General features: G+C 67.2%; 32 protein-coding genes, 1 pseudogene and 1 riboswitch. Of the genes and pseudogenes, 3 read left to right on the forward strand and 30 right to left on the reverse strand.

The features are described 5' to 3' along the window. Positions 1–89: 89 nt before the first annotated feature. Positions 90–413: pseudogene (locus HWX39_RS36525) on the reverse strand (Nif3-like dinuclear metal center hexameric protein); the annotation flags it as partial. Here HWX39_RS36525 and HWX39_RS34165 point away from each other — a divergent pair. Beyond that, positions 318–1,523, forward strand: coding sequence for a Do family serine endopeptidase (locus HWX39_RS34165; protein ID WP_043191754.1), 1,206 nt, complete (start codon positions 318–320; stop codon positions 1,521–1,523). The pseudogene HWX39_RS36525 and the gene HWX39_RS34165 overlap by 96 nt on opposite strands. 210 nt (positions 1,524–1,733) lie before the next feature. Here HWX39_RS34165 and tatC read toward each other — a convergent pair whose 3' ends face one another. The 29 genes from tatC to HWX39_RS34310 all read right to left on the reverse strand — a co-directional run bounded on the left by tatC (position 1,734) and on the right by HWX39_RS34310 (position 23,182). After that, positions 1,734–2,522, reverse strand: a complete 789-nt coding sequence (gene tatC / locus HWX39_RS34170) for a twin-arginine translocase subunit TatC (protein WP_175971966.1) — start codon at positions 2,520–2,522, stop codon at positions 1,734–1,736. Positions 2,523–2,563: 41 nt separating this feature from the next. After that, entirely contained in the window at positions 2,564–3,094 is a 531-nt protein-coding gene (gene tatB / locus HWX39_RS34175) for a Sec-independent protein translocase protein TatB (protein WP_175971967.1), read from the reverse strand. Between the two features lie 26 nt (positions 3,095–3,120). Further along, the gene (tatA, locus tag HWX39_RS34180) at positions 3,121–3,351 is read right to left on the reverse strand and encodes a Sec-independent protein translocase subunit TatA (RefSeq protein ID WP_021161850.1); all 231 of its coding nucleotides are present in this window, start codon (positions 3,349–3,351) and stop codon (positions 3,121–3,123) included. A gap of 93 nt (positions 3,352–3,444) precedes the next feature. Continuing rightward, positions 3,445–3,810 (reverse strand): histidine triad nucleotide-binding protein, encoded by a 366-nt coding sequence (locus HWX39_RS34185; RefSeq protein ID WP_175971968.1) that lies wholly within the window; start codon positions 3,808–3,810, stop codon positions 3,445–3,447. Positions 3,811–3,841: 31 nt separating this feature from the next. After that, positions 3,842–4,234, reverse strand: coding sequence for a membrane protein (locus HWX39_RS34190; protein ID WP_011350734.1), 393 nt, complete (start codon positions 4,232–4,234; stop codon positions 3,842–3,844). Between the two features lie 69 nt (positions 4,235–4,303). Beyond that, complete coding sequence (locus HWX39_RS34195; RefSeq protein ID WP_006485344.1) at positions 4,304–4,669, reverse strand: phosphoribosyl-ATP diphosphatase; 366 nt, start codon at positions 4,667–4,669, stop codon at positions 4,304–4,306. Beyond that, the gene (gene hisI / locus HWX39_RS34200) at positions 4,666–5,082 is read right to left on the reverse strand and encodes a phosphoribosyl-AMP cyclohydrolase (protein WP_011350733.1); all 417 of its coding nucleotides are present in this window, start codon (positions 5,080–5,082) and stop codon (positions 4,666–4,668) included. The genes HWX39_RS34195 and hisI overlap by 4 nt, the downstream gene beginning before the upstream one ends. Further along, a complete protein-coding gene (hisF, locus tag HWX39_RS34205) occupies positions 5,082–5,855 on the reverse strand; it encodes an imidazole glycerol phosphate synthase subunit HisF (protein WP_011350732.1) in 774 nt (257 codons plus the stop codon). The genes hisI and hisF overlap by 1 nt, the downstream gene beginning before the upstream one ends. A gap of 106 nt (positions 5,856–5,961) precedes the next feature. Further along, positions 5,962–6,717, reverse strand: a complete 756-nt coding sequence (gene hisA / locus HWX39_RS34210; RefSeq protein ID WP_039366646.1) for a 1-(5-phosphoribosyl)-5-[(5-phosphoribosylamino)methylideneamino]imidazole-4-carboxamide isomerase — start codon at positions 6,715–6,717, stop codon at positions 5,962–5,964. Positions 6,718–6,880: 163 nt separating this feature from the next. Then, positions 6,881–7,522 (reverse strand): imidazole glycerol phosphate synthase subunit HisH, encoded by a 642-nt coding sequence (gene hisH / locus HWX39_RS34215; RefSeq protein WP_175971969.1) that lies wholly within the window; start codon positions 7,520–7,522, stop codon positions 6,881–6,883. Further along, positions 7,519–8,139, reverse strand: coding sequence for a MarC family protein (locus HWX39_RS34220; RefSeq protein WP_175971970.1), 621 nt, complete (start codon positions 8,137–8,139; stop codon positions 7,519–7,521). The genes hisH and HWX39_RS34220 overlap by 4 nt, the downstream gene beginning before the upstream one ends. A 66-nt stretch (positions 8,140–8,205) precedes the next feature. Continuing rightward, positions 8,206–8,793 (reverse strand): imidazoleglycerol-phosphate dehydratase HisB, encoded by a 588-nt coding sequence (hisB, locus tag HWX39_RS34225; RefSeq protein ID WP_011350728.1) that lies wholly within the window; start codon positions 8,791–8,793, stop codon positions 8,206–8,208. Positions 8,794–8,858: 65 nt separating this feature from the next. After that, positions 8,859–9,932: a histidinol-phosphate transaminase gene (gene hisC / locus HWX39_RS34230; protein ID WP_175971971.1), complete on the reverse strand. Its 1,074-nt coding sequence runs from the start codon at positions 9,930–9,932 to the stop codon at positions 8,859–8,861. A gap of 145 nt (positions 9,933–10,077) precedes the next feature. Continuing rightward, entirely contained in the window at positions 10,078–11,394 is a 1,317-nt protein-coding gene (gene hisD, locus HWX39_RS34235; protein ID WP_175971972.1) for a histidinol dehydrogenase, read from the reverse strand. A 24-nt stretch (positions 11,395–11,418) separates the two neighbouring features. Next, positions 11,419–12,072 carry an ATP phosphoribosyltransferase gene (gene hisG / locus HWX39_RS34240; protein WP_175957873.1) on the reverse strand — a complete coding sequence of 218 codons (654 nt, stop codon included), beginning with the start codon at positions 12,070–12,072 and terminating at the stop codon, positions 11,419–11,421. Continuing rightward, complete coding sequence (murA, locus tag HWX39_RS34245; RefSeq protein WP_175971973.1) at positions 12,069–13,418, reverse strand: UDP-N-acetylglucosamine 1-carboxyvinyltransferase; 1,350 nt, start codon at positions 13,416–13,418, stop codon at positions 12,069–12,071. Before murA ends, hisG begins: the two co-directional genes overlap by 4 nt. 14 nt (positions 13,419–13,432) lie before the next feature. Continuing rightward, on the reverse strand, positions 13,433–13,672 hold the full coding sequence (locus HWX39_RS34250; RefSeq protein WP_006477131.1) for a BolA family protein: 240 nt from the start codon (positions 13,670–13,672) through the stop codon (positions 13,433–13,435). A 56-nt stretch (positions 13,673–13,728) separates the two neighbouring features. Then, complete coding sequence (locus HWX39_RS34255) at positions 13,729–14,484, reverse strand: ABC transporter permease (RefSeq protein ID WP_175971974.1); 756 nt, start codon at positions 14,482–14,484, stop codon at positions 13,729–13,731. Beyond that, entirely contained in the window at positions 14,481–15,407 is a 927-nt protein-coding gene (locus HWX39_RS34260) for an ABC transporter ATP-binding protein (RefSeq protein ID WP_175971975.1), read from the reverse strand. Before HWX39_RS34260 ends, HWX39_RS34255 begins: the two co-directional genes overlap by 4 nt. Before the next feature lie 192 nt (positions 15,408–15,599). After that, a complete protein-coding gene (locus HWX39_RS34265; protein WP_069746552.1) occupies positions 15,600–15,875 on the reverse strand; it encodes an STAS domain-containing protein in 276 nt (91 codons plus the stop codon). Continuing rightward, complete coding sequence (locus HWX39_RS34270; protein ID WP_175971976.1) at positions 15,872–16,501, reverse strand: ABC transporter substrate-binding protein; 630 nt, start codon at positions 16,499–16,501, stop codon at positions 15,872–15,874. The genes HWX39_RS34265 and HWX39_RS34270 overlap by 4 nt, the downstream gene beginning before the upstream one ends. 111 nt (positions 16,502–16,612) lie before the next feature. Then, a complete protein-coding gene (locus HWX39_RS34275; protein WP_175972009.1) occupies positions 16,613–17,554 on the reverse strand; it encodes a VacJ family lipoprotein in 942 nt (313 codons plus the stop codon). 31 nt (positions 17,555–17,585) lie between these two features. Then, positions 17,586–18,146 (reverse strand): outer membrane lipid asymmetry maintenance protein MlaD, encoded by a 561-nt coding sequence (gene mlaD / locus HWX39_RS34280; RefSeq protein ID WP_175971977.1) that lies wholly within the window; start codon positions 18,144–18,146, stop codon positions 17,586–17,588. Positions 18,147–18,170: 24 nt separating this feature from the next. Further along, complete coding sequence (gene mlaE, locus HWX39_RS34285; protein ID WP_175971978.1) at positions 18,171–18,938, reverse strand: lipid asymmetry maintenance ABC transporter permease subunit MlaE; 768 nt, start codon at positions 18,936–18,938, stop codon at positions 18,171–18,173. Further along, positions 18,935–19,756 carry an ABC transporter ATP-binding protein gene (locus HWX39_RS34290; protein ID WP_175971979.1) on the reverse strand — a complete coding sequence of 274 codons (822 nt, stop codon included), beginning with the start codon at positions 19,754–19,756 and terminating at the stop codon, positions 18,935–18,937. Before HWX39_RS34290 ends, mlaE begins: the two co-directional genes overlap by 4 nt. Positions 19,757–19,840: 84 nt before the next feature. Beyond that, positions 19,841–20,965: a thiamine phosphate synthase gene (gene thiE / locus HWX39_RS34295; protein ID WP_175971980.1), complete on the reverse strand. Its 1,125-nt coding sequence runs from the start codon at positions 20,963–20,965 to the stop codon at positions 19,841–19,843. Further along, entirely contained in the window at positions 20,962–21,777 is an 816-nt protein-coding gene (locus HWX39_RS34300) for a thiazole synthase (protein WP_175971981.1), read from the reverse strand. The genes thiE and HWX39_RS34300 overlap by 4 nt, the downstream gene beginning before the upstream one ends. A gap of 38 nt (positions 21,778–21,815) precedes the next feature. Further along, complete coding sequence (gene thiS / locus HWX39_RS34305; RefSeq protein ID WP_011350713.1) at positions 21,816–22,013, reverse strand: sulfur carrier protein ThiS; 198 nt, start codon at positions 22,011–22,013, stop codon at positions 21,816–21,818. Between the two features lie 32 nt (positions 22,014–22,045). Beyond that, positions 22,046–23,182, reverse strand: a complete 1,137-nt coding sequence (locus HWX39_RS34310; RefSeq protein ID WP_175971982.1) for an FAD-dependent oxidoreductase — start codon at positions 23,180–23,182, stop codon at positions 22,046–22,048. A 234-nt stretch (positions 23,183–23,416) separates the two neighbouring features. Then, a riboswitch (TPP riboswitch) is annotated at positions 23,417–23,540 on the reverse strand. Positions 23,541–23,809: 269 nt separating this feature from the next. On the opposite strand from HWX39_RS34310, the gene HWX39_RS34315 reads away from it, so the two are divergent. After that, the gene (locus tag HWX39_RS34315; RefSeq protein WP_175971983.1) at positions 23,810–25,582 is read left to right on the forward strand and encodes an ABC transporter ATP-binding protein/permease; all 1,773 of its coding nucleotides are present in this window, start codon (positions 23,810–23,812) and stop codon (positions 25,580–25,582) included. Beyond that, entirely contained in the window at positions 25,579–26,355 is a 777-nt protein-coding gene (locus HWX39_RS34320; protein ID WP_175971984.1) for an SDR family oxidoreductase, read from the forward strand. Before HWX39_RS34315 ends, HWX39_RS34320 begins: the two co-directional genes overlap by 4 nt. Position 26,356 lies beyond the last annotated feature (1 nt).

A 26,356-nucleotide genomic window follows, 5' to 3' on the forward strand; every position in this document is an offset into this window, starting at 1 on the left:
GCCAAAAACCTACCAATTTGCCCAATGAATTGCCCAACTGCCCAAAATTAACCGTAAGTTGTTGATTTATAAGGCGATACAGCTACCTTACGCCAGAAATAGCCGTGATGGACGAGCACGGCATCGGCCCCCCATTCGAGCGCGGCTTCGAGGAACGCGAGCGACGCCGTTACGCCGGTGGCGATCTTCTCGATCTTGCGGCGCCCCTCGACCTGGAGGCCATTCGGGCAATAGTCCTTGAAGCGCGCGGTTTCAAGGGTATTGTTCAAGTACAATTCAAGTTCGATCCGATCCATATAAACCTCTAATCCATTCAGATGCTTAGACGCTTCTGGCTGTTCTTCGCGCAGGCGGTTACCGTGCTGCTCGCGCTGATGTTCATCGTCGTGACGCTCAAGCCGCAATGGCTGCAACGGCAAGGACAGCTCGGCAAGCAGCTCGCCACGCCGATCGTTGCGCTGCGGGAAGTCGCGCCGGGCATCGGCGGCGCGCCGGCGACCACGTCGTACGCCGAAGCCGCGCAGAAGGCGATGCCGGCCGTCGTCAACGTCTTCTCCAGCAAGGACGGCTCGCTGCCCCCCGACCCACGCGCGAAAGATCCGCTGTTCCGCTACTTCTTCGGCGACCGCAACGCACGCAAGCAGCAGGACGAACCGGCCGCCAACCTTGGCTCGGGCGTTATCGTGAGCCCTGAAGGTTACATTCTAACGAACCAGCACGTCGTGGACGGCGCCGACCAGATCGAAGTCGCGCTCGCCGACGGCCGCACGGCCACCGCGAAGGTGATCGGCAGCGATCCCGAAACCGATCTCGCCGTGCTGAAAATCAACATGACGAACCTGCCGACGATCACGCTCGGCCGCTCCGACCAATCGCGGGTCGGCGACGTCGTGCTCGCGATCGGCAACCCGTTCGGCGTCGGCCAGACGGTCACGATGGGGATCATCAGCGCGCTGGGCCGCAACCACCTCGGTATCAACACGTTCGAGAACTTCATCCAGACCGACGCGCCGATCAACCCCGGCAACTCGGGCGGCGCGCTGGTCGACGTCAACGGCAACCTGCTCGGCATCAACACGGCGATCTACTCGCGTTCGGGCGGCTCGCTCGGCATCGGCTTCGCGATCCCCGTGTCGACCGCGCGCACGGTGCTGGAAAGCATCATCACGACGGGCTCGGTCACGCGCGGCTGGATCGGCGTCGAGCCGCAGGACGTCACGCCGGAGATCGCCGAATCGTTCGGTCTCTCGCAGAAATCGGGCGCAATCGTCGCCGGCGTGCTGCAAGGCGGCCCGGCGGACAAGGCCGGTATCAAGCCGGGCGACATCCTGGTCTCGGTCAACGGCGACGAGATCACCGACACCACGAAACTGCTGAACACCGTCGCGCAGATCAAGCCGGGCACGCCGACCAAGGTGCACGTCGTGCGCAAGGGCAAGGAGTTCGACGTGAACGTCGTGATCGGCAAGCGCCCGCCGCCGCCGAAGCAGACGCTCGACGAGCAGGACAGCGATACCGAGTGACGTCAGGCATGTGGCGCACGGCCGCGTGCCGGACGCCGTCGGAAATGAAAAAGGGCAGCCGGCTGGCTGCCCTTTTGCTTTGTATCGAAAGACCCTCGTTGCCGGGAAGATGGCCTCGCCATCCGCTTTCCGACCAACTGCGCCCCGGGCTTCGTTCGGGCCTGACGCCGCCGGAAGCCCGGCCGCCGCACACCGCCCGGCGCGCAGCCTTCAACTGGCGGCTTCGCCGTTCCCCGCCTCGCCTTCCTCGGCCGGCTTCTTCGGCACGAAGAACCGCGCAGCCAGCAGCCCGATCTCGAACAGCACGACCAGCGGCAATGCGAGCATCAGTTGCGAGAACACGTCCGGCGGCGTGACGACCGCTGCGACGACGAACGCGCCGACGATCACGTACGGCCGCATCTCCTTCAGCTTCTTCAGCGACAGCACGCCCATCCGGACGAGCAGCACGACGACGATCGGCACTTCGAACGTGACCCCGAACGCGATGAACATCCCTAGCACGAAGCTCAGGTAGTTATCGATGTCGGTTGTCATTTCCGCTCCGAGCGGCGCGTTGTAGTGCGCCATCACGCGGAAGATCGTCGGGAACACGAGGAAATACGCGAACGCCATCCCGCACAGGAACAGGAAATAGCTGCTACCGACGAGCGGCGCGACGAGCTTCTTTTCGTGCTGGTACAGCCCCGGCGCGACGAACGCCCAGATCTGGTAAAGCACGATCGGCAGCGCGATCACGAGCGCGACGAGCATCGTGACCTTCATCGGCACGAAGAACGAGCCGGTGACGTCGGTGACGATCATCTTGCCGTCCTTCGGCAGGTTCTGCATCAGCGGCCGCGCGAGCAGCCGGAAGATGTCGGGCGCCCAGTAGACGAGCCCGAGGAACACGACGATCACGGCCGCCCCCGCGCGAATGATGCGATCGCGAAGCTCGACGAGATGGGAAATGAAGGTTTCTTCCGGGGCGTCGCCCGGGTTCTGCTGGGGGTCGCTCACACCGGCCCTCGGTAGGATTGACGAGCGAGCATGCGCTCGGCTCAGAAGAAGCGCGTCGGCCGGCGCAGGCTGGCCGGCTGGTGGCGCGCGACACGGGCGGCGCCCGACTGCACGTGCGTACGGCGGGTGGTCGCGCGCTTGTACCAGACAGGCGCAGCCGCCTGCTTGACGCGCCAGTTGCGGCGCTTCGGCGCGAGCGCGGCCGTACTGCCGCGCCACGACGGCGCGGCGGGCGTGTCGGAACCGTACGAACCGGCGCCGCCCGCCGCTTCGTCAAGACCGCCGACCGCGGAATGCCACGTGTCGTTCAGTTCCTTCTCGTGCTCACGCAGGTTGTCGTGAATCGTCGTCTCGACATTGCGCGCGGCCGCCTCGAAATCGGTCTTCATCGTCCGCAGCGCGTCGAGTTCGATTTCGCGCGAGACCTCGGCCTTCACGTCGTTGATGTACCGCTGCGCACGGCCGAACAGCGCGCCTGCCGTGCGCGCAACGCGCGGCAAGCGCTCGGGGCCGAGCACCACGAGCGCGACGACGCCGATCAGCGCCATCTTCGAAAGACCGAGATCCAGCATCGCGAATGCCTGTCAGCGTGCCGGCGTTACGCCTTGTTCGAGTCGGAACGCGTCGTTTCCTTCGCGTTGACGTCGACCGAGCCCGAGCGCGGCAGTTGCTGCGCGTCCGCCGGCGCTTCGCCGTCCTTCATGCCGTCCTTGAAACCCTTCACGGCGCTGCCGAGATCGTTGCCGATGTTGCGCAGCTTCTTCGTACCGAAAACCAGCGCGACGATCAGCAGCACGATCAGCCAGTGCCAAATGCTCAATCCACCCATGATGAAACCTCTCCTCAACCACGCCGCTACGCGGCGCAAATCGCCGGCAACGCGCCGGCTTCGACTATCGATGCGGGGCAACGCCCCGCGCCGTCAACCCATCCGCTGCCAGGGGCGCGGGCCGGCCAGGATATGTGCGTGCAGGTGGTAGACCTCCTGCCCGCCGCCCGGGCCCGTGTTGATCACCGTACGGAAACCGGTTTCGCCCCCCGTATACGCGACGCCGAGCTGGTTGGCGAGACGCGACACGAGCAGCATCAGCCGGCCGAGCATCGGTGCATCGGCGTCGCTCGCCGCCGACAGCGTCGGCAGATGCTGGCGCGGAATCACGAGCACGTGCGTCTCGGCCGCCGGGCGGATGTCGCGGAACGCGACGAATTCGTCGTCCTCGTGCACCTTCGTGCTCGGGATCTCGCCTGCCGCGATCTTGCAGAACAGGCAATTCGGATCGTGACTCATGTTGCTCCTGCACACGCCCGCCCGCGGCCGGTCAGAACCAGGCTTGCGGATCGAGCGGCTTGTTGTCGTTCAGGTACAGCCAACCCTTGATGATACGGTACAGCGTCCAGATCCATGTGACAAACATCACTGCGAATCCGATCACCACGAACATCAGCGCGAACCCGATCACGTACGCGATCAGCGCGCGCCAGAACGTGCGGATCTGCCACTCGAAGTGGGCCGCATACGGCGTGCCGGCCACATCGTCGCGCTTCACGTAGTTGATGATGATCGCGATGATGCCCGTGACGCCGCCCGTCAGCCAATGAAACGCATAGAGGCCATAGAGCACGTGAGTCAGCGTGCGCAGCCCGTTCAGGCGCTCGGCGTCCGCGGCCCCCGGCACCGACGGCGGCGGAAACTGGCTTGGCGTATCGGTCATGATGCTACCCCCGTTAGATGACAATTCTTACAGCTTACCGCACTGTGGCCATCCCGCGACAACGGCCTGTCACCCGCCGTTTTCCTCGCGCTCGCGACGCTTGCGCAGGGCCTTCTCTTCGATGCCCGACAGCCCTTCGCGGCGCTCGAGCTCGGCGATCACGTCGGCCGGGCTCAAGTCGAAATGCGACAGCATCACGAGGCAATGGAACCACAGATCGGCCACCTCGCCGACGAGCGCGGTCGGCGCGCCGCCCTGGCGCACGTCCTTCGCGGCCAGCACGACTTCCGTCGCCTCTTCGCCGATCTTCTTCAGCACCGCGTCGTCGCCCTTGTGGAACAGGCGCGATACGTACGATTGATCGGGATCGCCGCCCTTGCGGCTGTCGATCACGGCCGCGAGGCGCAGCAGCGTGTCTTCGGTCGATTGCGTCATTTGTAGATGTGTTCGGGATCTTTCAGCACCGGTTCGACCGCGACCCAGTCGCCGTTGTCGACGGTGCCCTCGAATTTCTGGAAGAAGCACGAATGCCGGCCGGTGTGGCACGCGATGCCCGACACCTGCTCGACCTTCAGCAGCACGACATCCTCGTCGCAGTCGAGCCGCACCTCGTGCACGTGCTGCACGTGGCCCGACTCCTCGCCCTTGAACCACAGGCGCTTGCGCGAGCGCGAATAGTAGACCGCGCGCTGCGTCTCGATCGTCTTCGCCAGTGCCTCGCGGTTCATCCACGCGAACATCAGCACGTCGTTCGTCGACGCTTCCTGCGCGATCACCGGCACGAGGCCGTTGTCGTCCCAGCGGACCTTGTCGAGCCACGCGGGCAATGCATTCGTTTCCGTATTCATCACAGCCTCACCGGGATGCCCTGGTCGGCCATGAAGCGCTTCGCCTCGCCAACCGTGTGCTCGCCGTAGTGGAAGATACTCGCGGCCAGCACCGCATCGGCGCGGCCGTCCTTGATGCCGTCGGCCAGGTGCTGCAGCGAGCCGACCCCGCCCGATGCGATCACCGGCACCGGCACCGCGTCCGACACGCCGCGCGTGAGCGCGAGGTCGAAGCCCGACTTGGTGCCGTCGCGATCCATGCTTGTGAGCAGGATCTCGCCCGCGCCGAGCTCGGCCATCTTGCGCGCCCATTCGATCGCGTCGAGGCCCGTGTTCTTGCGGCCGCCGTGCGTGAAGACCTCCCAGCGCGGCGTCTCGCCGTCGGCCGACACGCGCTTCGCGTCGATCGCGACGACGATGCACTGCGAGCCGTACTTGTCGGCCGCGTCGCGCACGAGCTGCGGGTTCGCGACCGCCGACGAATTCATGCTGACTTTGTCCGCGCCCGCGTTCAGCAGGCGCCGCACGTCCTCGACGGCACGCACGCCGCCGCCGACGGTCAGCGGAATGAACACCTGCGACGCCACCGCTTCGATGATCGGCAGGATCAGGTCGCGCTGGTCGGACGTCGCGGTGATGTCGAGGAACGTCAGTTCGTCGGCGCCCTGGTCGTCGTAACGGCGGGCGATCTCGACGGGGTCGCCCGCATCGCGCAGCTCGACGAAATTGACGCCCTTGACGACACGCCCGGCGGTCACGTCCAGGCAGGGGATGATGCGTTTAGCTAGAGCCATGATGTTGCGCCAAATGCCGCGCTGGGACGGCCGGTTGCGGAAGCCTCGCGCGAGGCTTCCGGTCGGGGCCGCCTGCAGGCAGCCCCGGCGAACGGGACAACCGCGCTTACGCGTTGTCGAGTTCGCCGTTCAGTTCGTCCGCGCGTTTTTGCGCGGCCGCGAAATCGAGATCGCCGGAGTAGATCGCACGGCCGCAGATCACGCCCTCGACGCCGTGCTCTTCCACTTCGCACAGATTCTCGATGTCCGTGAGGTTCGACAGGCCGCCGCTCGCGATCACCGGGATCCCGACCGCCTGCGCGAGCTTCACGGTCGCCTCGATGTTGATGCCCTGCAGCATCCCGTCGCGGCCGATGTCCGTGTAGACGATCGACTCGACGCCGTAGTCCTCGAACTTGCGCGCGAGATCGATCACTTCGTGGCCGGTCAGCTTGCTCCAGCCGTCGGTCGCGACCTTGCCGTCCTTCGCGTCCAGCCCGACGATGATGTTGCCGGAGAACGCGGTGCACGCGTCCTGCAGGAAGCCCGGGTTCTTCACGGCCGCCGTGCCGATGATCACGTAGGACAGGCCCGCGTCGAGATACTTCTCGATCGTCTCGAGGCTGCGGATGCCGCCGCCGAGCTGGACGGGGATTTCATCGCCGACTTCGTCGAGGATCGCTTCGATCGCCTCGAGATTCTTCGGCTTGCCGGCGAACGCGCCGTTCAGGTCGACCAGATGGAGCCGCCGGGCGCCGAGATCGACCCACTTGCGAGCCATCGCCGCGGGGTCCTCGGAGAAAATCGTGGCCTGGTCCATGTCGCCCTGTTTGAGGCGCACACACTGACCGTCTTTGAGATCGATGGCCGGAATCAGCAACATAGCAATCGGGTATCGTCGTGGAAGAAGAAAAGAATCCGGCGCGTACCGGCTAACCCGGTACCGCGCCGTCTCGCTAGTTTAGTACAACTCTTTCGGCGCCTAGGCGCGCCAGCCGCGCAAGACGGGCCTCTGCGGCCCGCCGACTGTGGCATGCACGCGACGTTCACGGCTTCCAGTGTACGAAGTTGCGATACAGACGCAACCCGACCTCCGCGCTTTTCTCGGGGTGGAACTGGGTCGCGAAGAGGTTGTCCCGCGCGACCGCGGACGTAAACGGCGCACCGTAGACCGTTTCGCCAACCGTATGGGCCGGGTTGTCCGGCGTCACGTAATAGCTGTGAACGAAGTAGAAATACGCGTCGTCGGGCACGCCGTCCCACAGCGGGTGCGGCTGCGACTGGCGCACGCGGTTCCAGCCCATCTGCGGCACCTTGAAGCGCGAGCCGTCGTCCTGCAGGCGGCCGTCGAGCTCGAAACGCACGACCTTGCCGGGCAACAGGCCGAGGCCTTTCGTGTCGCCTTCCGCGCTCCAGTCGAACAGCATCTGCTCGCCGACGCACACGCCGAGCAGCGGCTTCGTGCGCGAGGCCTCGATCACGGCCTCCTGCAGGCCCGATTCGCCGAGGCTGCGCATGCAGTCGGGCATCGCGCCCTGGCCGGGCAGCACGACCCGATCGGCCGCGCGGATCGCGGCCGGCGTATCGACGATCGCCACGTCGGCGGCCGGCTCGGCCTTCTTGAGCGCCTGCGCGACCGAGCGCAGGTTGCCCATCCCATAATCCACAATCGCAATCGAAGTTTTCATCTCAGTGCAGGCAGTAGCGCCCTCAGTCCATTGACGATGAATTCCACCGCCAGCGCCGACAGCATCAGACCCATCAGCCGCGTGGCGATGTTGATGCCCGTGCGGCCAATCCAGGCCGCGATCGGCTCGGCGAGCCGCATCGCGACGAAACACAGAAAAGCCAGGGCCGCGCCGATCGCGACCAGCCCGGCCCGCTCATACCAGTGATGCGAGTTCGCCGCATAGATGATCACCGTGCTGATCGAGCCAGGGCCCGTGAGCAGCGGAATCGCCAGCGGCACGACCGCGATGTTGTCCTTCAGCTCGGCCTCGTGGCGCTCCTCCGGCGTCGATCGCGTGTTGCCGATCTGCGCGTTCAGCATGTTGATCGCCATCAGCAGCATGATGATCCCGCCGCCCACTTCGAGCGACCCGACCGAAATGCCGAAGAAGCCGATGATCTGCTGCCCGAGCAGCGTCGTCACCGTGATCACGCAGAACACCGACACCGACGCGATCCGGATCGTACGCCGCCGCTCGACATCCGTCTGCTGCGCCGTCAGGCTCAGGAAGAACGGCACGGCACCGACCGGATTGATCAGCGCGAGCAGCGAAATGAACGATTTGAGCAGATCCATCGCAAGCCGGCGCGGCACGCCGAAGCCGTGAGGTTGTCCTTGACGCTCCGTCCGGTCAGTTCAGGTTCAGAGACTGCCCTTCGTCGACGGGATCTGCCCCGCCGCACGCTCGTCCAGTTCCACCGCCGCGCGCAGCGCACGGCCGAAGGCCTTGAACACCGTTTCAAGCTGATGGTGCGCGTTGATCCCGCGCAGGTTGTCGATGTGCAGCGTGACGCCCGCGTGGTTCACGAAACCGCGGAAGAATTCGATCGACAGGTCGACGTCGAACGTGCCGATCCGCGCCCGCGTGAACGGCACGTGGAATTCGAGGCCCGGCCGGCCCGAGAAGTCGATCACGACGCGCGACAGCGCCTCGTCGAGCGGCACGTACGAATGGCCGTAGCGGCGGATGCCCTTGCGGTCGCCGATCGCCTTCGCGACGGCCTGCCCGAGCGTGATGCCGACATCCTCGACCGTGTGGTGGTCGTCGATATGCGTATCGCCATGCGCTTCAACCTCGAGATCGACCAGACCGTGTCGAGCGATCTGGTCGAGCATATGGTCGAGGAACGGCACGCCGGTGGCCAGCTTCTGCTGGCCCGTGCCGTCGAGATTGAGCTTCACACGGATCTGCGTTTCGCTGGTATTGCGAACGACTTCCGCCACACGCATGGCAATTCCTTGACTGAGTCGATGTAAATGGGGATTGATCGTTTCGCGCTGCGGCCCCCAGAGGCTCAACCTGGCAGCGCGAGTTTCAAAGCGGCCAGCAGGCGCGCGTTTTCGTCGGGAGAACCGACGGTCAGCCGCACGCATTCAGCGAGCAACGGATGCATTTTACTCACGTTTTTGATCAAAACCCGCTCGGTGAGCAGCGCGTCGAACACGGCAGCCGCGTCCGGCACGCGCACCAGCAGGAAATTGCCCGCGCTCGGGAACACCGTCGCGCCCGGCAGCGCGGCCACTTCCTGTGCGAGACGCGTGCGCTCCGCACGCAGATCGGCCGCCTGCGCGTCGAGCACGTCGAGGTGGTCGAGCAGGAAATCGGCGGTCGCCTGGGTCAGCACGTTGATGTTGTACGGCGGGCGCACCTTGTCGAATTCGGTCAGCCACGCGGGCGAACCGACCAGGTAGCCGAGACGGATGCCAGCGAGGCCGAGCTTCGACACCGTGCGCATCACGACGACATTGTCGAATTCGGCGGCACGTGGCAGCCACGAGCGAACGGCGAACGGCTGGTACGCCTCGTCGATCACGATCAGGCTGTGCCGCGCGGCCGCGACGATCCGTTCGATGTCGGCATCGTCGTATAGCGTGCCGGTCGGATTGTTCGGGTAGGCGAGATAGACGATCGCCGGACGATGCTCGGCGATCGCCGTGAGCATCGCGTCGACGTCGAGCGTCAGGTCGGCCTTCAGCGGCACGCCGACGAATTCGAGCTGCGCGAGCTTCGCGGACAGCTCGTACATCACGAAGCCAGGCACCGGCGCGAGCACCTTCGCGCCCGGCTTCGCACAGGCCACCGACATCATGCTGATGATTTCGTCCGAGCCGTTGCCGAGCAGCACGTCGCAGCCGGCCGGCACGCCCATCGCGTGACGCAGCTTGTCGAGCAGCGCGGCCGGGCGCGGCGCCGGGTAGCGGTTCAGCGCGACCTGCGCGAGACGCTCGCCGAGCGCCGCGGCGAGCGGTTCGGGCAGCGGGTACGGGTTCTCCATCGCGTCGAGTTTCACGAACCCGCTCGCGTCCGGCACCGGATAGCTCGTCATCGCGAGTACGTCGCGGCGGATGATGTCTTGTGGCGTCGTCATGGTCTCAAGCCGGCGTGCGTCGCGCCGGCGTCAATGGGTCGGCAGAGCGGCGGCTGCCGCCCTGCACCGGTGTCTCCAGCCCCGGCCTTCAGGGGCAGGCCGGGCGGCGCATCGGCGCCAGCCGGCGGCCCCGCACAACGTGTGGTCAGTTCTTCATCCGGAACTCGGCGCTCCTCGCGTGCGCCTGCAGCCCTTCGCCGTACGCGAGCTCGGATGCGATCTCGCCGAGCGTCTGCGCGCCTTCCGCGCTGACCTCGATCAGGCTCGAGCGCTTGATGAAGTCGTACACGCCGAGCGGCGACGAGAAACGCGCGGTGCGCGACGTCGGCAGCACGTGGTTCGGGCCCGCGCAGTAGTCACCCAGGCTCTCGCTCGTGTAGCGGCCGAGGAAGATCGCGCCCGCATGGCGGATCTGCTGGCCCCATTGCTGCGGCTCCAGCGCGGAAATTTCCAGGTGCTCGGGCGCGATGTCGTTCGCGATCCGGCAGGCTTCGGCCATGTCGCGCACCTTGATCAGCGCGCCGCGGCCTTCGAGCGACGCGCGGATCACGTCCTGGCGCGGCATCGACGGCAGCAGCTCATGGATCGCCTTTTCGACCCGCTCGAGGAACGCACCGTCCGGGCACAGCAGGATCGATTGCGCGAGTTCGTCGTGCTCGGCCTGCGAGAACAGGTCCATCGCGACCCAGTTCGGATCGGTCGTGCCATCGCACAGCACGAGGATTTCCGACGGCCCGGCGATCATGTCGATGCCGACCGTGCCGAACACGCGGCGCTTCGCCGATGCGACGTAAGCGTTGCCGGGGCCGCAGATCTTGTCGACCGCCGGCACCGTCGCCGTGCCGTATGCGAGCGCGCCGACCGCCTGCGCACCGCCGATCGTGAACACGCGATCGACGCCGCCGAGCAGCGCCGCGGCGAGCACGAGGTCGTTCTTCACGCCATCCGGCGTCGGCACGACCATCACGATCTCGCCGACGCCCGCGACGCGCGCGGGAATCGCGTTCATCAGCACCGACGACGGGTACGCGGCCTTGCCGCCCGGCACGTACAGGCCCACGCGGTCGAGCGGCGTGACCTTCTGGCCGAGCACCGTGCCGTCGCTTTCCGTGTACTGCCAGCTATGCGTGCCGCACTCGATCTTCTGCTTCTCGTGGTACGCGCGCACGCGCGCTGCAGCCGCTTCCAGCGCCGCGCGCGCCTTCGGCGCGAGGCCGTCGAGCGCCGTCTGCAGCGCGTCCTGCGGCAGCTCCAGCGCGGCGACGCTGTTCGCGCTCAGCCGGTCGAAGCGGTTCGTGTACTCGAGCACCGCGGCGTCGCCGCGCGATTTCACGTCGGCGAGGATCTGCGCGACCGATTGCTCGATCGCCGCGTCTTCGCTCGCCTCGAATGCGAGCAGCGCGCGCAGCTCGGCGCCGAAGCCTTCGCTCGTCGAATCAAGCTTGCGGATGGTGATGGACATGGGAGTTCCGTTACGGTGATGCGCTCAACCGCCATTCTGCGACGCGCGTTCGAACGCGTCGAGGATCGGCTTGAGTGCCGTGCGCTTCAATTTCAGCGCAGCCTGGTTCACGACAAGGCGCGACGAGATCGCCATGATCTCCTCGACCTCGACCAGATTGTTCGCCTTCAGCGTGCCGCCCGAGCTGACGAGGTCGACGATCGCGTCGGCCAGCCCGACCAGCGGCGCAAGTTCCATCGAGCCGTACAGCTTGATCAGGTCGACGTGCACGCCCTTCGCGGCAAAGTGTTCGCGCGCCGTTTCGACGTACTTCGTCGCGACGCGCAGCCGCGCGCCCTGGCGCACGGCGCTCGCATAGTCGAAACCGGCCGACACGGCCACCGACATCCGGCAGCGCGCAATGTTCAGATCGATCGGCTGGTACAGGCCCGAACCGCCGTGCTCGACCAGCACGTCCTTGCCGGCCACGCCGAAATCGGCCGCGCCGTACTCGACATAGGTCGGCACGTCGCTTGCGCGCACGATGATCACGCGCAGGTCGGGGTTCGTCGTCGGCAGGATCAGCTTGCGCGACGTTTCCGGATCCTCGGTGACCTGCACGCCCGCCGCGGCCAGCAGCGGCAGGGTTTCCTCGAAAATCCGGCCCTTCGACAGGGCAAGGGTCAGCGGCGCGCTCATGCTTGGCTCCCGGAGAGGCGGCGCACGTTCGCGCCGACGGCGGTCAGTTTGGCTTCCATGCGGTCGTAGCCGCGGTCCAGATGATAGATGCGGTCGACGAGCGTTTCGCCATCGGCACGCAGCCCGGCGATCACGAGGCTCGCCGACGCACGCAGGTCGGTCGCCATCACGTTCGCGCCCGACAGCTTCTCGACGCCCGTCACGAGCGCGGTGTTGCCGTCGATCGTGATGTTCGCGCCAAGCCGGTTCAGCTCCTGCACGTGCATGAAACGGTTCTCGAAAATGGTTTCGACGACCTGCGCGGTGCCCGTCGCGACCGTATTGAGGGCCATGAACTGCGCCTGCATGTCGGTCGGGAACGCCGGGTATTCGGACGTGCGGATCGTCACGGCCGACGGCCGGCGGTCCATCTTCACGCGCAGCCAGCTGTCGCCTTCCTCGATCGACACGCCGGCTTCGCGCAGCTTGTCGATCACCGCGTCGAGGATGTGCGGGCGCACGCCCGTCAGCATCACGTCGCCGCCGGCCGCCGCGACCGCGCACAGGAACGTGCCGGCCTCGATGCGGTCGGGGATCACCGAATGGCGCGCGCCATGCAGCCGCTCGACGCCCTGGATCACGAGGCGGTCGGTGCCGATGCCGTCGATTTTCGCGCCCATCGCGACCAGCAGGTGTGCGAGATCGCTCACTTCCGGCTCGCGCGCGGCGTTCTCGATCACCGTCTCGCCGTCGGCGAGCGTCGCGGCCATCAACAGGTTTTCCGTGCCGGTCACCGTGATCATGTCGGTCACGATGCGCGCGCCCTTCAGGCGCTTCGCGCGGGCTTCGATGAAGCCGTGCTCGATGCTGATCTCGGCGCCCATCGCCTGCAGGCCCTTGATGTGCTGGTCGACCGGACGCGCACCGATCGCGCAGCCGCCCGGCAGCGACACCTTCGCCTCGCCGAAACGCGCGAGCAGCGGCCCGAGCACGAGGATCGACGCGCGCATCGTCTTCACGAGCTCGTACGGCGCGACGAGGTTGTCGACGCGCGACGCGTCGAGCTGCACGCGGCAGCCGTCGGTCTCGCTCTTCACGCCCATCTGGTTCAGCACCTTCAGCGTCGTGCGCACGTCCTTGAGATTCGGCACGTTGTCGAGCTCGACCGGATCACCGGTGAGCAGCCCCGCGCACAGGATCGGCAGCGCGGCGTTCTTCGCGCCCGACACGACGATCTCGCCCGACAGCCGGTGGCCGCCTTCGATCACGAGCTTGTCCATCCCATGGCCATGCGATTCCCCGTTGGCGGCCGGGTGTGCCGTGGCGACGCTCTGGACGGCGTCGCGCTCGTTGACGGTGACTTGCACTCAGTGATTTCCGTTTATGCGTTCTGCCATTCGGCGGGCGTCAGCGTCTTCATGCTGAGCGCGTGAATTTCCTGCTTCATGCGATCGCCGAGCGCCGCGTAGACGAGCTGGTGCCGCTGGATCGGCCGCTTGCCCTCGAAGGCCGCCGACACGATCGTCGCGAAGAAATGCTGGCCGTCGCCTTCGACTTCCAGATGCGTGCAGGCGAGGCCGCCGGCGATGTATTGCTTGACCTGTTCGGGAGTCGGCAACATGGTGTAAGGCTCCTGTCGGCGCGCGCCGCCCGGAAGGCGGCCGCTGCCTGTCGATATCAATGACGCAGTTTGTAGCCGGTCGCGAGCAGCCGCATCGCGATCAGCGCGAGCAGCACGAAGAAACCGGTGACGATCGCGAGGCTCGCGAACGGGTTGATGTCGGACGCGCCGAAGAACCCGAAACGGAAGCCGTCGATCATGTAGAAAAACGGATTGAGACGCGAGATCTCGCGCCACACGGGCGGCAGCGAGTGCGTCGAATAGAACACGCCGGACAGGAACGTCAGCGGCATGATCAGGAAGTTCTGGAACGCGGCGAGCTGGTCGAACTTCTCGGCCCAGATCCCGGCGATCAGGCCGAGCGTGCCGAGGATCGCCGAGCCGAGCAGCGCGAACGCCATGATGAACAGCGGCGCCGCGAAATGCATCGGGACAAACCAGATCGTCACGACGAACACACCCGCACCGACCGCGAGGCCGCGCACCACGGACGCGAGCACGTACGCGCCGAACATGTCGCGGTACGACAGCGGCGGCAGCAGCACGAATACGAGGTTGCCGGTGATCTTCGACTGGATCAGCGACGACGAGCTGTTCGCGAACGCGTTCTGCAGCACGCTCATCATCACGAGGCCCGGTACGAGAAAGCTCACGTACTCGACACCCGGATAGACCTCGACGCGGCCCGACAGCGCGTGGCCGAAGATCGTCAAGTACAGCAGCGCCGTCACGATGGGCGCGAGCACCGTCTGGAACGACACCTTCCAGAAACGCAGCAATTCCTTGTAGAACAGCGTTTGAAACCCGCTCATGCCAGACCCTCGATCACCTCGGCCCCGTTCATCACCTGGACGAACACATCCTCGAGGTCGGCCTTGCGGACCTCGATCTCGTCGAACGTACAGCCCGCCGCGCGGCATTGCGCGAGGATCCGCTCGACATCGTCATAGCTCGTGAGGCGCAGCAGGTGCTCGCCCGGCACGCGGGCGGCCGGGTCGGACTCCAGCCCGCGCAACTCGGACGGCAGGGCGCCGGCCGCGAGGCGCAGGTAGAGCTGCAGCCCGGCGAAGCGGCGCAGCAGCGCGTCGGTGCGGTCGAGCGCGACCACTTCGCCACGACGCAGCATCGCGATGCGGTCGCACAGCGACTCGGCTTCCTCGAGGTAGTGCGTGGTCAGCACGATCGTGTGGCCTTCGCGGTTCAGGCGCGAGATGAATTTCCACAGCGTCTGGCGCAATTCGACGTCGACGCCGGCGGTCGGTTCGTCGAGCACGATCACGGGCGGCCGGTGCACGAGTGCCTGCGCGACCAGCACGCGGCGCTTCATCCCGCCCGACAGCGCGCGCATGTTAGCGTCGGCCTTCTCGGTGAGGTCAAGATTGGCCATCACTTCGTCGATCCAGTCGTCGTTGCGGCGCAGCCCGAAATAGCCGGACTGGATCCGCAGCGTCTCGCGGACGGTGAAGAACGGATCGAAGACGAGCTCCTGCGGTACGACGCCGAGTGCGCGGCGCGCGCCGCGGAAGTCCTTGACGACGTCGTGGCCGCGCACCGAGATGCTGCCTTCATCGGCCCGGGCCAGCCCGGCGAGGATACTGATGAGCGTGGTCTTGCCTGCGCCGTTGGGGCCGAGCAGACCGAAAAACTCGCCTTCCTCGACCGACAGGCTGACGCCCTTGAGCGCCTGAAGCGACTTGTAGCGCTTCTTGACGTGACGGATTTCTATGGCTGACATGACTGTGCGCGACGCCAGGGCCGCGACGCCTATTCTGTGCTTGCTGCGAAAGAAAATGGGGGCCGGACGCCGATTGGCTGCCCCGAAAAACGCTTGATTATAGGGCAAACCGGCTGGTAGAGCCGGTGCCGGAGGCACGCGGCCTGGAGCGTGCGCGCGCCGGGCGGCGCGGCAGGCTCCGGTCGGACAGGGTCAATGTCGCCCGGTGCCCTCGATGAGCGCGTCGACGCCGTAGGCGCGCGCGAGGCTGGCGAGCTTCGGGGGGAGATTGAGGATGTCGAGGGCCGCGCCGCGCGCTTTGGCGGCACGTTGCCATGCGAGCAGCACGGCGAGCGCGGACGAGTCGAACTGCGTCAGCGCCGCGCAATCAACGGCGGTCGCGCCCGCGCCGATGCGCGCAAGACCGTCCGCGAGCGCGGACTTCGCGCTCGCAACGGTCAGCGAGGAGCCGGCTTCGAAGCCGCTCACGACGCTTGCTTGCCGGCGGCAAGTTGCTGGTTGCGCTGCGTGAGGAACTGGATCAGGCCGTCCACGCCGCTCTGCTGGATCTTCTCGTTGAACTGCTGCTGGTAAGTCTGGATCAGCCACGCGCCGAGCACGTTCAGGTCATACACCTTCCAGCCGTTCGCCGTCTTGTACAGGCGGTAATCGATCTGGACCGGCTGGCCGTTGTTCATCGCGACCGTCTTGACCACGACATCGGTATCGGCCGGATCGGCACGGAACGGCGGGTACTGGATCTGCTGGTCCGGCTTCAGCTGCGCCAGCGCGCCCGAATACGTGCGGATCAGCAGCAGCTTGAACTGCTCCTGGACCTGCTGCTGCTGGTCGGCCGTGGCCGTGCGCCAGTTGCGCCCCATCGCGAGCTGCGTGGTGCGGCGGAAATCGGTGTACGGCAGGATGTCCTTGTTGACGATCGTAATGATGCGGTTGGTGTCGCCCTGCTTGATCGTCTGCTGCTTGACTTCGTCGAGCACCTGCTGCGTCGCCGTCTTGATCAGCGCTTGCGGGTTCGACTGGTCGACTTGCGCGTGGGCTGCGCTGCCGAACGAGAACAGCGCCGCGAAAACGGGGATCAGGAACAGTTTTTTCATCATAGTGACCTGCATGAATGAGTCGATGCGGAGGTTGGAGCAGGTAGCTTACGCGCAAGTTCGCGCACGCTACCGACTGAATCGTTTCCGGCTGTAACGAATGTAAATGCGTCAGTGCAGCCGGATGCTCGGGAAGCGGAAGCCGCCCGGCGACGGCGGCGCCACCTGCATCGCCGGCACGTTCGTTTCGCTGGCCGGGTTCGGCGATTCGGCCGTGCCCGAAGCCGGCGCGGCCACCGCCGCGCCCGAAGCGCCTGCCGGCGCCGTTGCACCGCCCGCCGTACCGGCTGCCGCCGGTGCCGCGCCGTCTTCCGGCAGGTCGTACTTCGGCAGCGCGTCGTTGCTCGACGTCGCGGCCGCCTCGCCGCGGGCGTTGCTGATCAGCATCTGGCGACGCTGCAGGTACGCGTTACGCACGAACGAATACTTGTCGAGGGCCGCGGCATCCAGCACGTCGCCTGCGCCGAGCAGGTTCGAACGCGTGTTGACGAGGTTGACGCCGAACAGGCCCCAGCTCACGCCATCCGGCTTCACGTAGGTGAGCGGGTTACCGACGTAGTCGACGCCCAGGCCGGCCGTGTCGCGCAGCGTGCTCGGGCCGAGCAGCGGCAGCACGAGATACGGGCCCGACGGCATGCCGTAGCGGCCCATCGTGATCCCGAAGTCGGCCGTGTGCTTCGGCAGCTTCGCGATCGTCGCGACGTCGAACAGGCCGCCGACGCCGAACACCGTGTTGATCACGACCCGCATGATGTCGCCGACGCCGTCCGCGATCCGCAGCTGCACGATGTTGTTCGCCGCGATGTAGACGTCGCCGATGTTCGAGAAGAAGTTCGTCACGCTGTCGCGCACCGGCTGCGGCACCACGTACTGGTAGCCCTTCGCGACCGGCTTCAGCGCATACGTGTCGACCGTGTCGTTGAACTTGTACATCGTCCGGTTGAAGCCTTCGAGCGGATCGCCCTTGGTCGGCGTCTGCACGGTCGCGCAGCCGCTCAACGCGGCGACTGCCGCCACCGCCAGCGCGGCCTGCCTGATGCGGATCGTCTGCATGGTCATTACCCTCTTGTTTTCTCTCGCGTGGTTATTGGGCCGCCGAACCGGACGCGGCGGACACCGCCGACGCCGGCACCGCCACCGGCGCAGGTGCGGCCGGTGCGCCGGCTGCAGGTTTCGCCCCGCCCGCATCGGCGGCCTTGCTGTACAGGAACTGGCCGATCAGGTTCTCGAGCACGATCGCCGATTGCGTCATCGTGATCGTATCGCCCGACTTCAGCATTTCGGTGTCGCCGCCCGGATCGAGGCCGATATATTGCTCGCCGAGCAGGCCCGACGTCAGGATCTTCGCCGACGAATCCTTCGGGAACGGGTACTGGCCATCGACATCGATCGTTACAAGTGCCTGATACGTGTTCGTGTCGAAGCCGATCGACTTCACGCGGCCGACCACGACGCCGGCGCTCTTCACGGCCGCGCGCGGCTTCAGCCCACCGATATTGTCGAATTTCATCTTCACCGAATAGGTCGGCTGAAACGACAGCGAGCTCATGTTGCCGACCTTCAGCGCCAGGAACAGCACCGCAAGGAAGCCCACCACCACGAACAGGCCGACCCAGAAGTCGAGAGCAGTCTTTTTCATCGTCATCCCAAAATTTGGCTTGGCTGAGGCTTAGCTGAACATCAGCGCGGTCAGCAGGAAATCGAGGCCGAGTACGGCGAGCGACGCGAACACGACCGTCTTGGTGGTCGCGCGCGACACGCCTTCGGGCGTGGGCTTCGCTTCATACCCTTGATACAGCGCAATGAAGGTCACGGCGAACCCGAACACGATGCTCTTCAGCACGCCGTTGCCGACGTCGGCCCAGACCTGCACGCCGCCCTGCATCTGCGACCAGAACGCGCCCGGATCGACGCCGATCAGCACGACGCCGACGAAGTAGCCGCCGAGCACGCCGACCGCGTTGAAGATCGCGGCGAGGAGCGGCATCGCGATGATGCCCGCCCACATGCGCGGCGCGATCACGTTCTTGATCGGATCCACCGCCATCATCTCGAGCGCGGTGAGCTGTTCGCCGGCTTTCATCAGACCGATCTCGGCCGTGAGCGACGTGCCCGCACGGCCCGCGAACAGCAGCGCGGTGACGACCGGCCCGAGCTCACGCACGAGCGACAGCGCGACCAGCAGGCCGAGCGCCTGCTCGGAACCGTAGCGGTTCAGCGTGTAATACCCCTGCAGGCCGAGCACGAAGCCGACGAACAGACCCGACACGGCGATGATCACGAACGAATAGTTGCCGAGAAAGTGGATCTGCTTCGTGACGAGCCGCGGCCGGCGCAGCAGCGGGAAGAATTCCAGCACGAGGCGCACGAACAGGCGCGTGCCGTAGCCCGTGCGCTCGAGGCTGCCGATGACGTAACGTCCGATCGCGCTGATCATGCGCGCCCTCCGCCGAGCCCGAAATCCGCGGCAAGCGGCGGGCTCGTGTAATGAAATTTGAACGGGCCGTCCGGCGCGCCGTCGATGAACTGCCGCACGCTCGGATCGGTCGATGCGCGCAGCTCGTCGGGCGTACCCTGCGCGAGCACGCCGCCGTTGGCCAGGAAATACACGTAATCGGCGATCGCGAACGATTCCGGCACGTCGTGCGTGACGAGGATCGACGTGGCGCCCAGCGCCTGGTTCAGCGTGCGGATCAGGTTCGCGGTGATGCCGAGCGAGATCGGATCGAGGCCCGCGAACGGCTCGTCGTACATGATGAGCTGCGGATCGAGCGCGATCGCGCGTGCCAGCGCGATGCGGCGCGCCATCCCGCCCGACACCTCGGACGGCATCAGGTCGCGCGCACCGCGCAGCCCGACCGCGTTGAGCTTCATCAGCACGAGGTCGCGGATCAGGTCGTCGGGCAAGTCGGTGTGCTCGCGCAGCGCGAACGCGACGTTCTCGAACACCGACATGTCGGTGAACAACGCGCCGAACTGGAACAGCATGCCCATCTTGCGGCGCAGCGCGTACAGGCCGTCGCGCGATTGCGTGCCGACATCGGCGCCGTCGAACAGCACCTGGCCGCGGCGCGCGCGCACGAGGCCGCCGATCAGGCGCAGCACGGTCGTCTTGCCGCAACCCGACCCGCCCATGACCGCAACGACCTGCCCACGCCCGAAGCGCAGGTTCAGGTTGGACAGGACGAGGCGGTCGCCGTAGCCAAAGTCGACGTCGCGAAGTTCCAGCAATGTCTCGGGAGGAGTGGGGCTCACGGAGCGGACAGTCCTTTTACGCAGAACGCCGAATTATAGGGCCTGCATTGGAATGATGTCGTGACGCCGTTCCGGGCCCTGCGGTCAATGATTGTCAAATTGTCCGGGAAAACATTGCTGCAACGCAACAACGGCAGCCCGATAGTCGGCCGCGCCCGTCACCGCACTGACCACCGCGACACTGCCGACGCCGGTTGCCAGCACGGCCGGCAGCGTATCGAGGCCCACCCCGCCGATCGCGACGAGCGGCGCCTGCGTGCCCGCGAAGCGCGCATAGCGGGTGATCCGCGCGAGGCCCTGCGGCGGCGCCGCAACAGCCTTGGTCGCGGTCGCGTACACGGGGCCGAGCGCGAGGTAGCTCGGGCGCTCGTGCAGCGCCCGCAACATTTCGTAATAACCATGGCTCGACAGTCCGAGCCGCAGCCCCGCGCGCGCGATTGCCGCCAGGTCGGCCGTCTCGAGGTCTTCCTGACCGAGATGAACGCCGTACGCGCCTTCATCTGCCGCGATCTGCCAGTGATCGTTGACGAACACGCGTGCATCGGGATGGCGTCGCCCCGCCGCGACCGCACGCGCGATTTCCCGGCGCAACGCGTCCGGCGTCGCGCCTTTCACGCGCAACTGCACGGTCCGCACGCCGCAATCGAGCACGCGCTCGACCCATTCGGCGTCCGGCACGACCGGATAGAGGCCGAGCTGCGCGGGGCATGGCGCGAACGCGGGCTCGGGCGCGGCCGGCAGCCCGGCGACGCGCGGGAACCGTGCGGCGTCGACCGGCCACGCGTCTGCCGCGCGCGTCTCGTCGCCGTCACGCCAGGCCAGCGCGAGCACCAGCGCGTCGACCGGTGCAAAGCCGCAATCGAGGAACGCGGCGAGCGCGGCGATCCAGTCGTCCCCGAGCGGATGCGCGGCGTCGAGCGCGTAGCGTGCACCCGCCGCGTGCAGCACCGCGCCCTGCTCGTCGAATTCGATCGCGACCGCGCCCGGCGCCGCGGGCCGCGACGCAGCCGACGCGCGCGCCTGCGCGGCGCGGTCGCCAGCCGAGACGATCAGCACGTCGCCGTCGGCCGGCACATCGGGCACCGCAACGCAGAGCCGCCACGGCGCCGCACCGCCCGGCCAGTCGCCGAGCCGCGCGCGAATCCGTTCGGCCGCTTCGGCCAGTTCGTCGGCCGGCGGCCAGAATGCATCGGCGAAACGCGCGCTCATGCGCCGCCTCCGTCCTGGTGCCAGAACGGCATCCCGACGACCGGCGTGCTCGCATGCGCGGTCTCGCGCGCATCCATCGGCCCGGCGAGATATGCGGCGCGGCCGGCCTCGACGCCCTGCGCAAACGCGCGCGCCATGATCTCCGGGTGCGTGGCCTGCGACACGGCGGTGTTCAGCAACACGCCGTCGAAACCCCACTCCATCACCTGGCACGCGTGCGACGGCACGCCGAGCCCCGCGTCGACGATCAGCGGCACGTCGGGCAGCCGCTCGCGCAGCACGCGCAAGCCGTACGGGTTCACGACGCCCTTGCCCGTGCCGATCGGCGCGCCCCACGGCATCAGCGCCTCGCAGCCGACATCGAGCAGGCGCCGGCCGATCACCAGATCCTCGGTGCAGTACGGCAGCACCTTGAAACCGTCCTTCACCAGTTGCGCGGCGGCCTCGATCAGCCCGACCGGATCCGGCTGCAGCGTGTAGTCGTCGCCGATCAGTTCGAGCTTGATCCAGTCGGTGCCGAAGACCTCGCGCGCCATATGTGCGGTCGTCACGGCTTCGGCGACGGTCTGGCAGCCGGCCGTGTTCGGCAGCAGCGGCACCGCGTGGCGCTTGAGCAGCTCGAAGAAGCCGGCTTCGGCCGTGCCGCCCGCCATCTGGCGGCGCAGCGCGACCGTCACCATCCCGGGGCGCGACGCGGCGATCGAATCGGACAGCGACTGCAGCGACGGGTAGCGCGACGTGCCGAGCAGCACGCGGCTTGCGAAGGTTTCGCCGTACAGCGTCAGCGCGTCGGCGGAGGTGAGGGACGTCATGTCGTTTTCCTGGAAGAGCGGGGACGAACCGGCGGCGCTCAGCCGCCCGCGACCGGGTGCACGACGTCGAGCTTGTCGCCCGCCGCGAGTGCGCGCGCCGCGTGCTGCGTGCGCGCGACGAAGTTGCCGTTCAGCGCGACCGCATACGGCGGACGCGCGCCGTATGCGGCGAGCGCGTCGGCCACCGTTGCGCCGTCGGGCAACGTCAGGTTCTGTTGGTTGATCTGGATATCCATGAGGCTTCGTCGAATTCGGTCGGCAGCGCGCGTCAGGCCGGCTGGCGCGCGTCGTTGCGATGATGAAGGAGCGCCGGCCAGCGCTCGGCGTCGCGCCACGCGGCAAACGCATCGGCATCGCCGAACGCGCCGCCGAGCGCGGCTTCGGCGACCGCGACCGCCGCGTGCGCGACTTCCGGCGCGATCATGAAGCCGTGCCGGTACAGGCCGTTGACGGCGAGCGTCGATGCGCCGTCCCAGATCACCGCCGGGCGATGATCGGGCAGCGTCGGCCGGCACTGCGCGTTGAGTTCGAGGATGCGCGCCTCGCCGAACGCCGGATGCACGGAGAACGCCGCGCTCAGCAGTTCGAGCGCGGAGCGCACGCTGACGGGCGACATGTCCTCGCCCTCCACCTCGGTCGCGCCGATCACATAGAGATCGTCCTGTTTCGGCGCGATGTACAGCGGGTAGCGCGGATGCAGCAGCCGCACGGGCCGGGTCAGCCCGATGCCGGGCGCGCGCACGCGCGCGACTTCGCCGCGGATGCCGCGCAACGCCGGCAGCGCGGATTTCGCGCCGAGCCCGCGGCAATCGATCGTGAAATGCGCGGCGGGCAGGTTCGCATCGTCGATCGTGACGTGCCAGTGCAGGTCGACGCCGCGCTCGACGAGGCCCGCCGCGAGCGCGCGCAGCGCCTGGCGGTTGTCGAGCTGCCCTTCGTTCGGCAGCAGCAGGCCGCGCGCGAAGCGGCCCGCGAGCACCGGCTCGGCCGCATCGACCTGCGCACCGGCGAGCGCCACGAAACCGCCGTCGAACAGGTCGGCCGGCGCGTTCGCGCGCACGCGCCGCTCGAACAGCGGCGCCTCCGCACGGTCCGCGTGATGCCAGACGACGAGCGTGCCGTGATGCTGGAAGAACACGGGTTCGGGCAACTCGGCGAGCCACTGCGGCCAGCGCGCGAGGGAAGCTGCGCCGAGCTCGGTGATCAACAGTTCCGCGCTCGCCGCTTCCGCGAGCGGCGCGAGCATCGCGGCCGCGACCCACGCGGCCGACTGCTCGCCGTCCGGGCCGCCGCGCTCGTAGAGCGCGACGCGATGCCCGTCGCCCGCGAGCCGCCATGCGATCAGGCGGCCGACTAGGCCGCCACCGAGCACCGCGAAATCGGGCCGGGAATCCTGGACGTTCATCGCACACGCTCCTCGCGAACCGCGCGAGCACGCGCGACGAGCGTCGACGTGCACGCGCCGCCGCATGCGAACGCACGCGACATCGGGCCGGGAACCATGCAAAAGACTGAAGATTGTGCGGTCATCATTCCTTCCGTAACGCGCAAAGCGCGTACCCAAAAGGACGAAACCGGCAGCAAAGGCCGGCCGGGCGGGACAAGGGCGCTGACCATGTGGGATGGCAGCCAGCGCGACCCGGCGGGATCAGAAACTTCCCTCGCCGGTATTACCCGGATCGGGTGCGAAGGGTCTTTCTCAGCCTCATCGCGCCGCCCGGAACATCTGCCGGCCGCGCCACGAAGCACCCCTGTTTCGTCGTCGGCCATTAGACCATAAAAGCGGAAAGCGCCGCAAACTGTCCCCCTTGCGGCAAATTCGCCGTCGTGCCGCGCCGCTCTGGCACAATGCCCGCAGGCCGGCCGCGCGAGCGGCCGGTTGCCGCGTCACCGCCGGCCTTAAGTGCCGTTTAAGACACGCGGGCGACCATCCGGACGCCCGCCGTCAGTCGGCGCCGCGTCCCGGCATGCCGTATCGCGGCGCGCGCCCGGCTTCGCCCGGCCCGCGCGCCGGCTACTCATCAGGAAGCACATGACCCAATCGATCGATCCCGTCCGCTCCGCCGCCTCAGACGCGCCGCAGGACGAGCGCCCGGTATCCGCATGGAGCCTCATCAAGCCCTACTGGGTATCGTCCGAATGGAAAATCGCGTGGGGCCTGCTGGTCTCGATCATCGCGATCAACCTCTGCGTGGTCTGGATCAACGTCCGGCTGAACAAGTGGAACGCGGAGTTCTACAACGCGCTGCAGTCGAAGAACGTCCACGACTTCCCGAACCTGCTGATGCAGTTCTCCGCGCTCGCGTTCGCCTTCATCATCCTCGCCGTGTACGGCCGCTACCTGCGGCAGATGCTCGGCTTCCGCTGGCGCCAGTGGCTCACCGACCGTTTTCTCGGCCAGTGGCTCGGCGATCGCGCGTTCTACCGGATCGAGCGTGACCGCCTCGCCGACAACCCCGACCAGCGGATTACCGACGATCTCCAGTCGTTCGCGACGACCACGCTCGCGCTGTCGCTCGACCTGCTGTCGACGGTCGTCACGCTCGTGTCGTTCATCACGATCCTGTGGTCGCTCGCCGGCGCGCTGACGATTTCGCTCGGCGCGACGCCGATCGCCATCCCCGGCTACATGGTGTGGGCGGCCGCGCTGTACGCGGTGGTCGGCTCGCTGATCATCCAGAAGGTCGGCCATCCGCTCGTGTCGATCAACTACCAGCAGCAGCGTGTCGAGGCCGACTTCCGTTTCGGGCTGATCCGCGTGCGCGAGAACGCCGAGCAGATTGCGTTCTACGACGGCGAGAAGACCGAGACCGGCAACGCGCAGAACCTCTTCATGCGCATCCGCGACAACTGGTGGCGCGTGATGAAGTACACGAAGCGGCTCACGTTCGTGCTGAGCTTCTACGGGCAGATCGCGATCATCTTCCCGCTGGTCGTCGCCGCGCCGCGCTATTTCGCGGGCGCGTTCTCGTTCGGCGTGCTGATGCAGATTTCGTCCGCGTTCGGCACCGTCAGCGATTCGTTTTCGTGGTTCATCAACAGTTACTCGACCCTCGTCGAATGGCGCGCCACCGTCAACCGTCTGCGCGAATTCAAGCGCGTGATGGGTACGTCGCACCTGAAGGAAAGCCTGTCGCCCGCGACCGAGCACGGCGGCATCAACCTGCACTATGTCGATGCGGCGAAGCTGTCGACGTCGTCGCTCAAGCTCGCGCTGCCGAACGGCGATGCGCTCGCGAACATCGGCAGCGTCACGATCGAGCCCGGCTCGCGCTGGCTCGTGATCGGCAAGTCGGGTTCCGGCAAGAGCACGTTCATGCGCGCGCTCGCGGGCCTGTGGCCGTTCGGCGACGGCGCGATCGATGCGCCGGTCGGCGCGCGGATGATGTTCGTGCCGCAGACGAGCTACTTGCCGATCGGCACGCTGAAGGCAGCACTCACCTATCCGGCGACACCCGACGCGTTCAGCGACGAAGCCTGCCGCGACGCGCTGCGCGCATGCCGCCTCGAGGATTACGTCGACCGCCTCGACGAGAACGCGCACTGGACCCGCGTGCTGTCGCCGGGCGAACAGCAGCGCCTGGCCGGCGCGCGCGTGCTGCTGCACAAGCCCGACTTCCTGTTCCTCGACGAAGCGACCAGCGCGCTCGACGCCGACAACGAAGCGCGCCTGTACCACCTGTTCGCCGAACGGCTGCCGAAGGCCGCGATCGTCAGCATCGCGCACCGCGAGTCGCTGGCCGCGTTCCACGTCGGCACGATCAACGTCGAGCGCGTGAACGACAGCGACAAGGTCGCGGCGTGAACGAACGCGCCGCGCACATCGTCCGGATCGCGCTGATCACCGGCGCCGGTTCGGGGATCGGCGCGGCACTCGCGCAACGGCTCGCGGCACCCGGCATCGCACTGGCGCTGCATGCGCGCGGCGCGGACGGCGCAGCGCGCGCCCGGCTCGCCGAAGTCGCGCATGCGTGCACGGAGGCCGGCGCGGCGTGCATCACGCTCACCGGCGATCTCGGTGAACCGGGCGTCGCCGCTTCGCTCGTCGATGCAGCCGCCACGCGCTTCGGCGGGCTCGATCAGCTCGTCGCCAACGCGGGCTTCGCCGCCCGGCAATCCTTCTCCGATCTTTCCGCGGACGCGCTCGCGTCCACCTTCGCGGCGATGCCCGGCGCGTTCTCCTCGCTCGCGGGCCGCGCGCGGCCGCTGCTCGAAGCGTCGGCCGCGCCACGGATCGTCGCGGTCAGCTCGTTCGTCGCGCACCGCTACCGCGCCGACGCACCGTTCGCGGCCACCGCCGCCGCGAAGGCCGCGCTCGAATCGCTCGTGCGCACCGCCGCCGCCGAATTCGCCGCGCGCGGCATCACCGTCAATGCCGTCGCGCCGGGCTTCACGCGCAAGGACCACGGGCCGAGCGCCGGCAATGCGGCTGCGTGGGCGCACGCCGAACAGGCGACACCCCTCGGCCGGATCGCCGAACCCGACGATGTGGCCGCACTGATCGCGTTCCTGTTGTCGGACGCCGCGCGGCAAATTACCGGTCAGGTCATTCACGTCGACGGCGGCCTGACGCTCTGAA

This window comes from Burkholderia sp. BCC0322, from assembly GCF_902833045.1.
Lineage (GTDB): Bacteria > Pseudomonadota > Gammaproteobacteria > Burkholderiales > Burkholderiaceae > Burkholderia.

What these genes read in the sequence shown, in the direction of transcription:
- HWX39_RS34165 (WP_043191754.1), top strand. Translation starts at nt 318, where the DNA reads ATGCTTAGACGCTTCTGGCTGTTCTTCGCGCAGGCGGTTACCGTGCTG.
- tatB (WP_175971967.1), bottom strand. Translation starts at nt 3,094, where the DNA reads ATGCTGGATCTCGGTCTTTCGAAGATGGCGCTGATCGGCGTCGTCGCG.
- tatA (WP_021161850.1), bottom strand. Translation starts at nt 3,351, where the DNA reads ATGGGTGGATTGAGCATTTGGCACTGGCTGATCGTGCTGCTGATCGTC.
- HWX39_RS34185 (WP_175971968.1), bottom strand. Translation starts at nt 3,810, where the DNA reads ATGAGTCACGATCCGAATTGCCTGTTCTGCAAGATCGCGGCAGGCGAG.
- HWX39_RS34190 (WP_011350734.1), bottom strand. Translation starts at nt 4,234, where the DNA reads ATGACCGATACGCCAAGCCAGTTTCCGCCGCCGTCGGTGCCGGGGGCC.
- HWX39_RS34195 (WP_006485344.1), bottom strand. Translation starts at nt 4,669, where the DNA reads ATGACGCAATCGACCGAAGACACGCTGCTGCGCCTCGCGGCCGTGATC.
- hisI (WP_011350733.1), bottom strand. Translation starts at nt 5,082, where the DNA reads ATGAATACGGAAACGAATGCATTGCCCGCGTGGCTCGACAAGGTCCGC.
- hisF (WP_011350732.1), bottom strand. Translation starts at nt 5,855, where the DNA reads ATGGCTCTAGCTAAACGCATCATCCCCTGCCTGGACGTGACCGCCGGG.
- hisA (WP_039366646.1), bottom strand. Translation starts at nt 6,717, where the DNA reads ATGTTGCTGATTCCGGCCATCGATCTCAAAGACGGTCAGTGTGTGCGC.
- hisH (WP_175971969.1), bottom strand. Translation starts at nt 7,522, where the DNA reads ATGAAAACTTCGATTGCGATTGTGGATTATGGGATGGGCAACCTGCGC.
- HWX39_RS34220 (WP_175971970.1), bottom strand. Translation starts at nt 8,139, where the DNA reads ATGGATCTGCTCAAATCGTTCATTTCGCTGCTCGCGCTGATCAATCCG.
- hisB (WP_011350728.1), bottom strand. Translation starts at nt 8,793, where the DNA reads ATGCGTGTGGCGGAAGTCGTTCGCAATACCAGCGAAACGCAGATCCGT.
- hisC (WP_175971971.1), bottom strand. Translation starts at nt 9,932, where the DNA reads ATGACGACGCCACAAGACATCATCCGCCGCGACGTACTCGCGATGACG.
- hisD (WP_175971972.1), bottom strand. Translation starts at nt 11,394, where the DNA reads ATGTCCATCACCATCCGCAAGCTTGATTCGACGAGCGAAGGCTTCGGC.
- hisG (WP_175957873.1), bottom strand. Translation starts at nt 12,072, where the DNA reads ATGAGCGCGCCGCTGACCCTTGCCCTGTCGAAGGGCCGGATTTTCGAG.
- HWX39_RS34250 (WP_006477131.1), bottom strand. Translation starts at nt 13,672, where the DNA reads ATGTTGCCGACTCCCGAACAGGTCAAGCAATACATCGCCGGCGGCCTC.
- HWX39_RS34255 (WP_175971974.1), bottom strand. Translation starts at nt 14,484, where the DNA reads ATGAGCGGGTTTCAAACGCTGTTCTACAAGGAATTGCTGCGTTTCTGG.
- HWX39_RS34260 (WP_175971975.1), bottom strand. Translation starts at nt 15,407, where the DNA reads ATGTCAGCCATAGAAATCCGTCACGTCAAGAAGCGCTACAAGTCGCTT.
- HWX39_RS34270 (WP_175971976.1), bottom strand. Translation starts at nt 16,501, where the DNA reads ATGAAAAAACTGTTCCTGATCCCCGTTTTCGCGGCGCTGTTCTCGTTC.
- HWX39_RS34275 (WP_175972009.1), bottom strand. Translation starts at nt 17,554, where the DNA reads ATGCAGACGATCCGCATCAGGCAGGCCGCGCTGGCGGTGGCGGCAGTC.
- mlaD (WP_175971977.1), bottom strand. Translation starts at nt 18,146, where the DNA reads ATGACGATGAAAAAGACTGCTCTCGACTTCTGGGTCGGCCTGTTCGTG.
- mlaE (WP_175971978.1), bottom strand. Translation starts at nt 18,938, where the DNA reads ATGATCAGCGCGATCGGACGTTACGTCATCGGCAGCCTCGAGCGCACG.
- thiE (WP_175971980.1), bottom strand. Translation starts at nt 20,965, where the DNA reads ATGAGCGCGCGTTTCGCCGATGCATTCTGGCCGCCGGCCGACGAACTG.
- HWX39_RS34300 (WP_175971981.1), bottom strand. Translation starts at nt 21,777, where the DNA reads ATGACGTCCCTCACCTCCGCCGACGCGCTGACGCTGTACGGCGAAACC.
- thiS (WP_011350713.1), bottom strand. Translation starts at nt 22,013, where the DNA reads ATGGATATCCAGATCAACCAACAGAACCTGACGTTGCCCGACGGCGCA.
- HWX39_RS34310 (WP_175971982.1), bottom strand. Translation starts at nt 23,182, where the DNA reads ATGAACGTCCAGGATTCCCGGCCCGATTTCGCGGTGCTCGGTGGCGGC.
- HWX39_RS34315 (WP_175971983.1), top strand. Translation starts at nt 23,810, where the DNA reads ATGACCCAATCGATCGATCCCGTCCGCTCCGCCGCCTCAGACGCGCCG.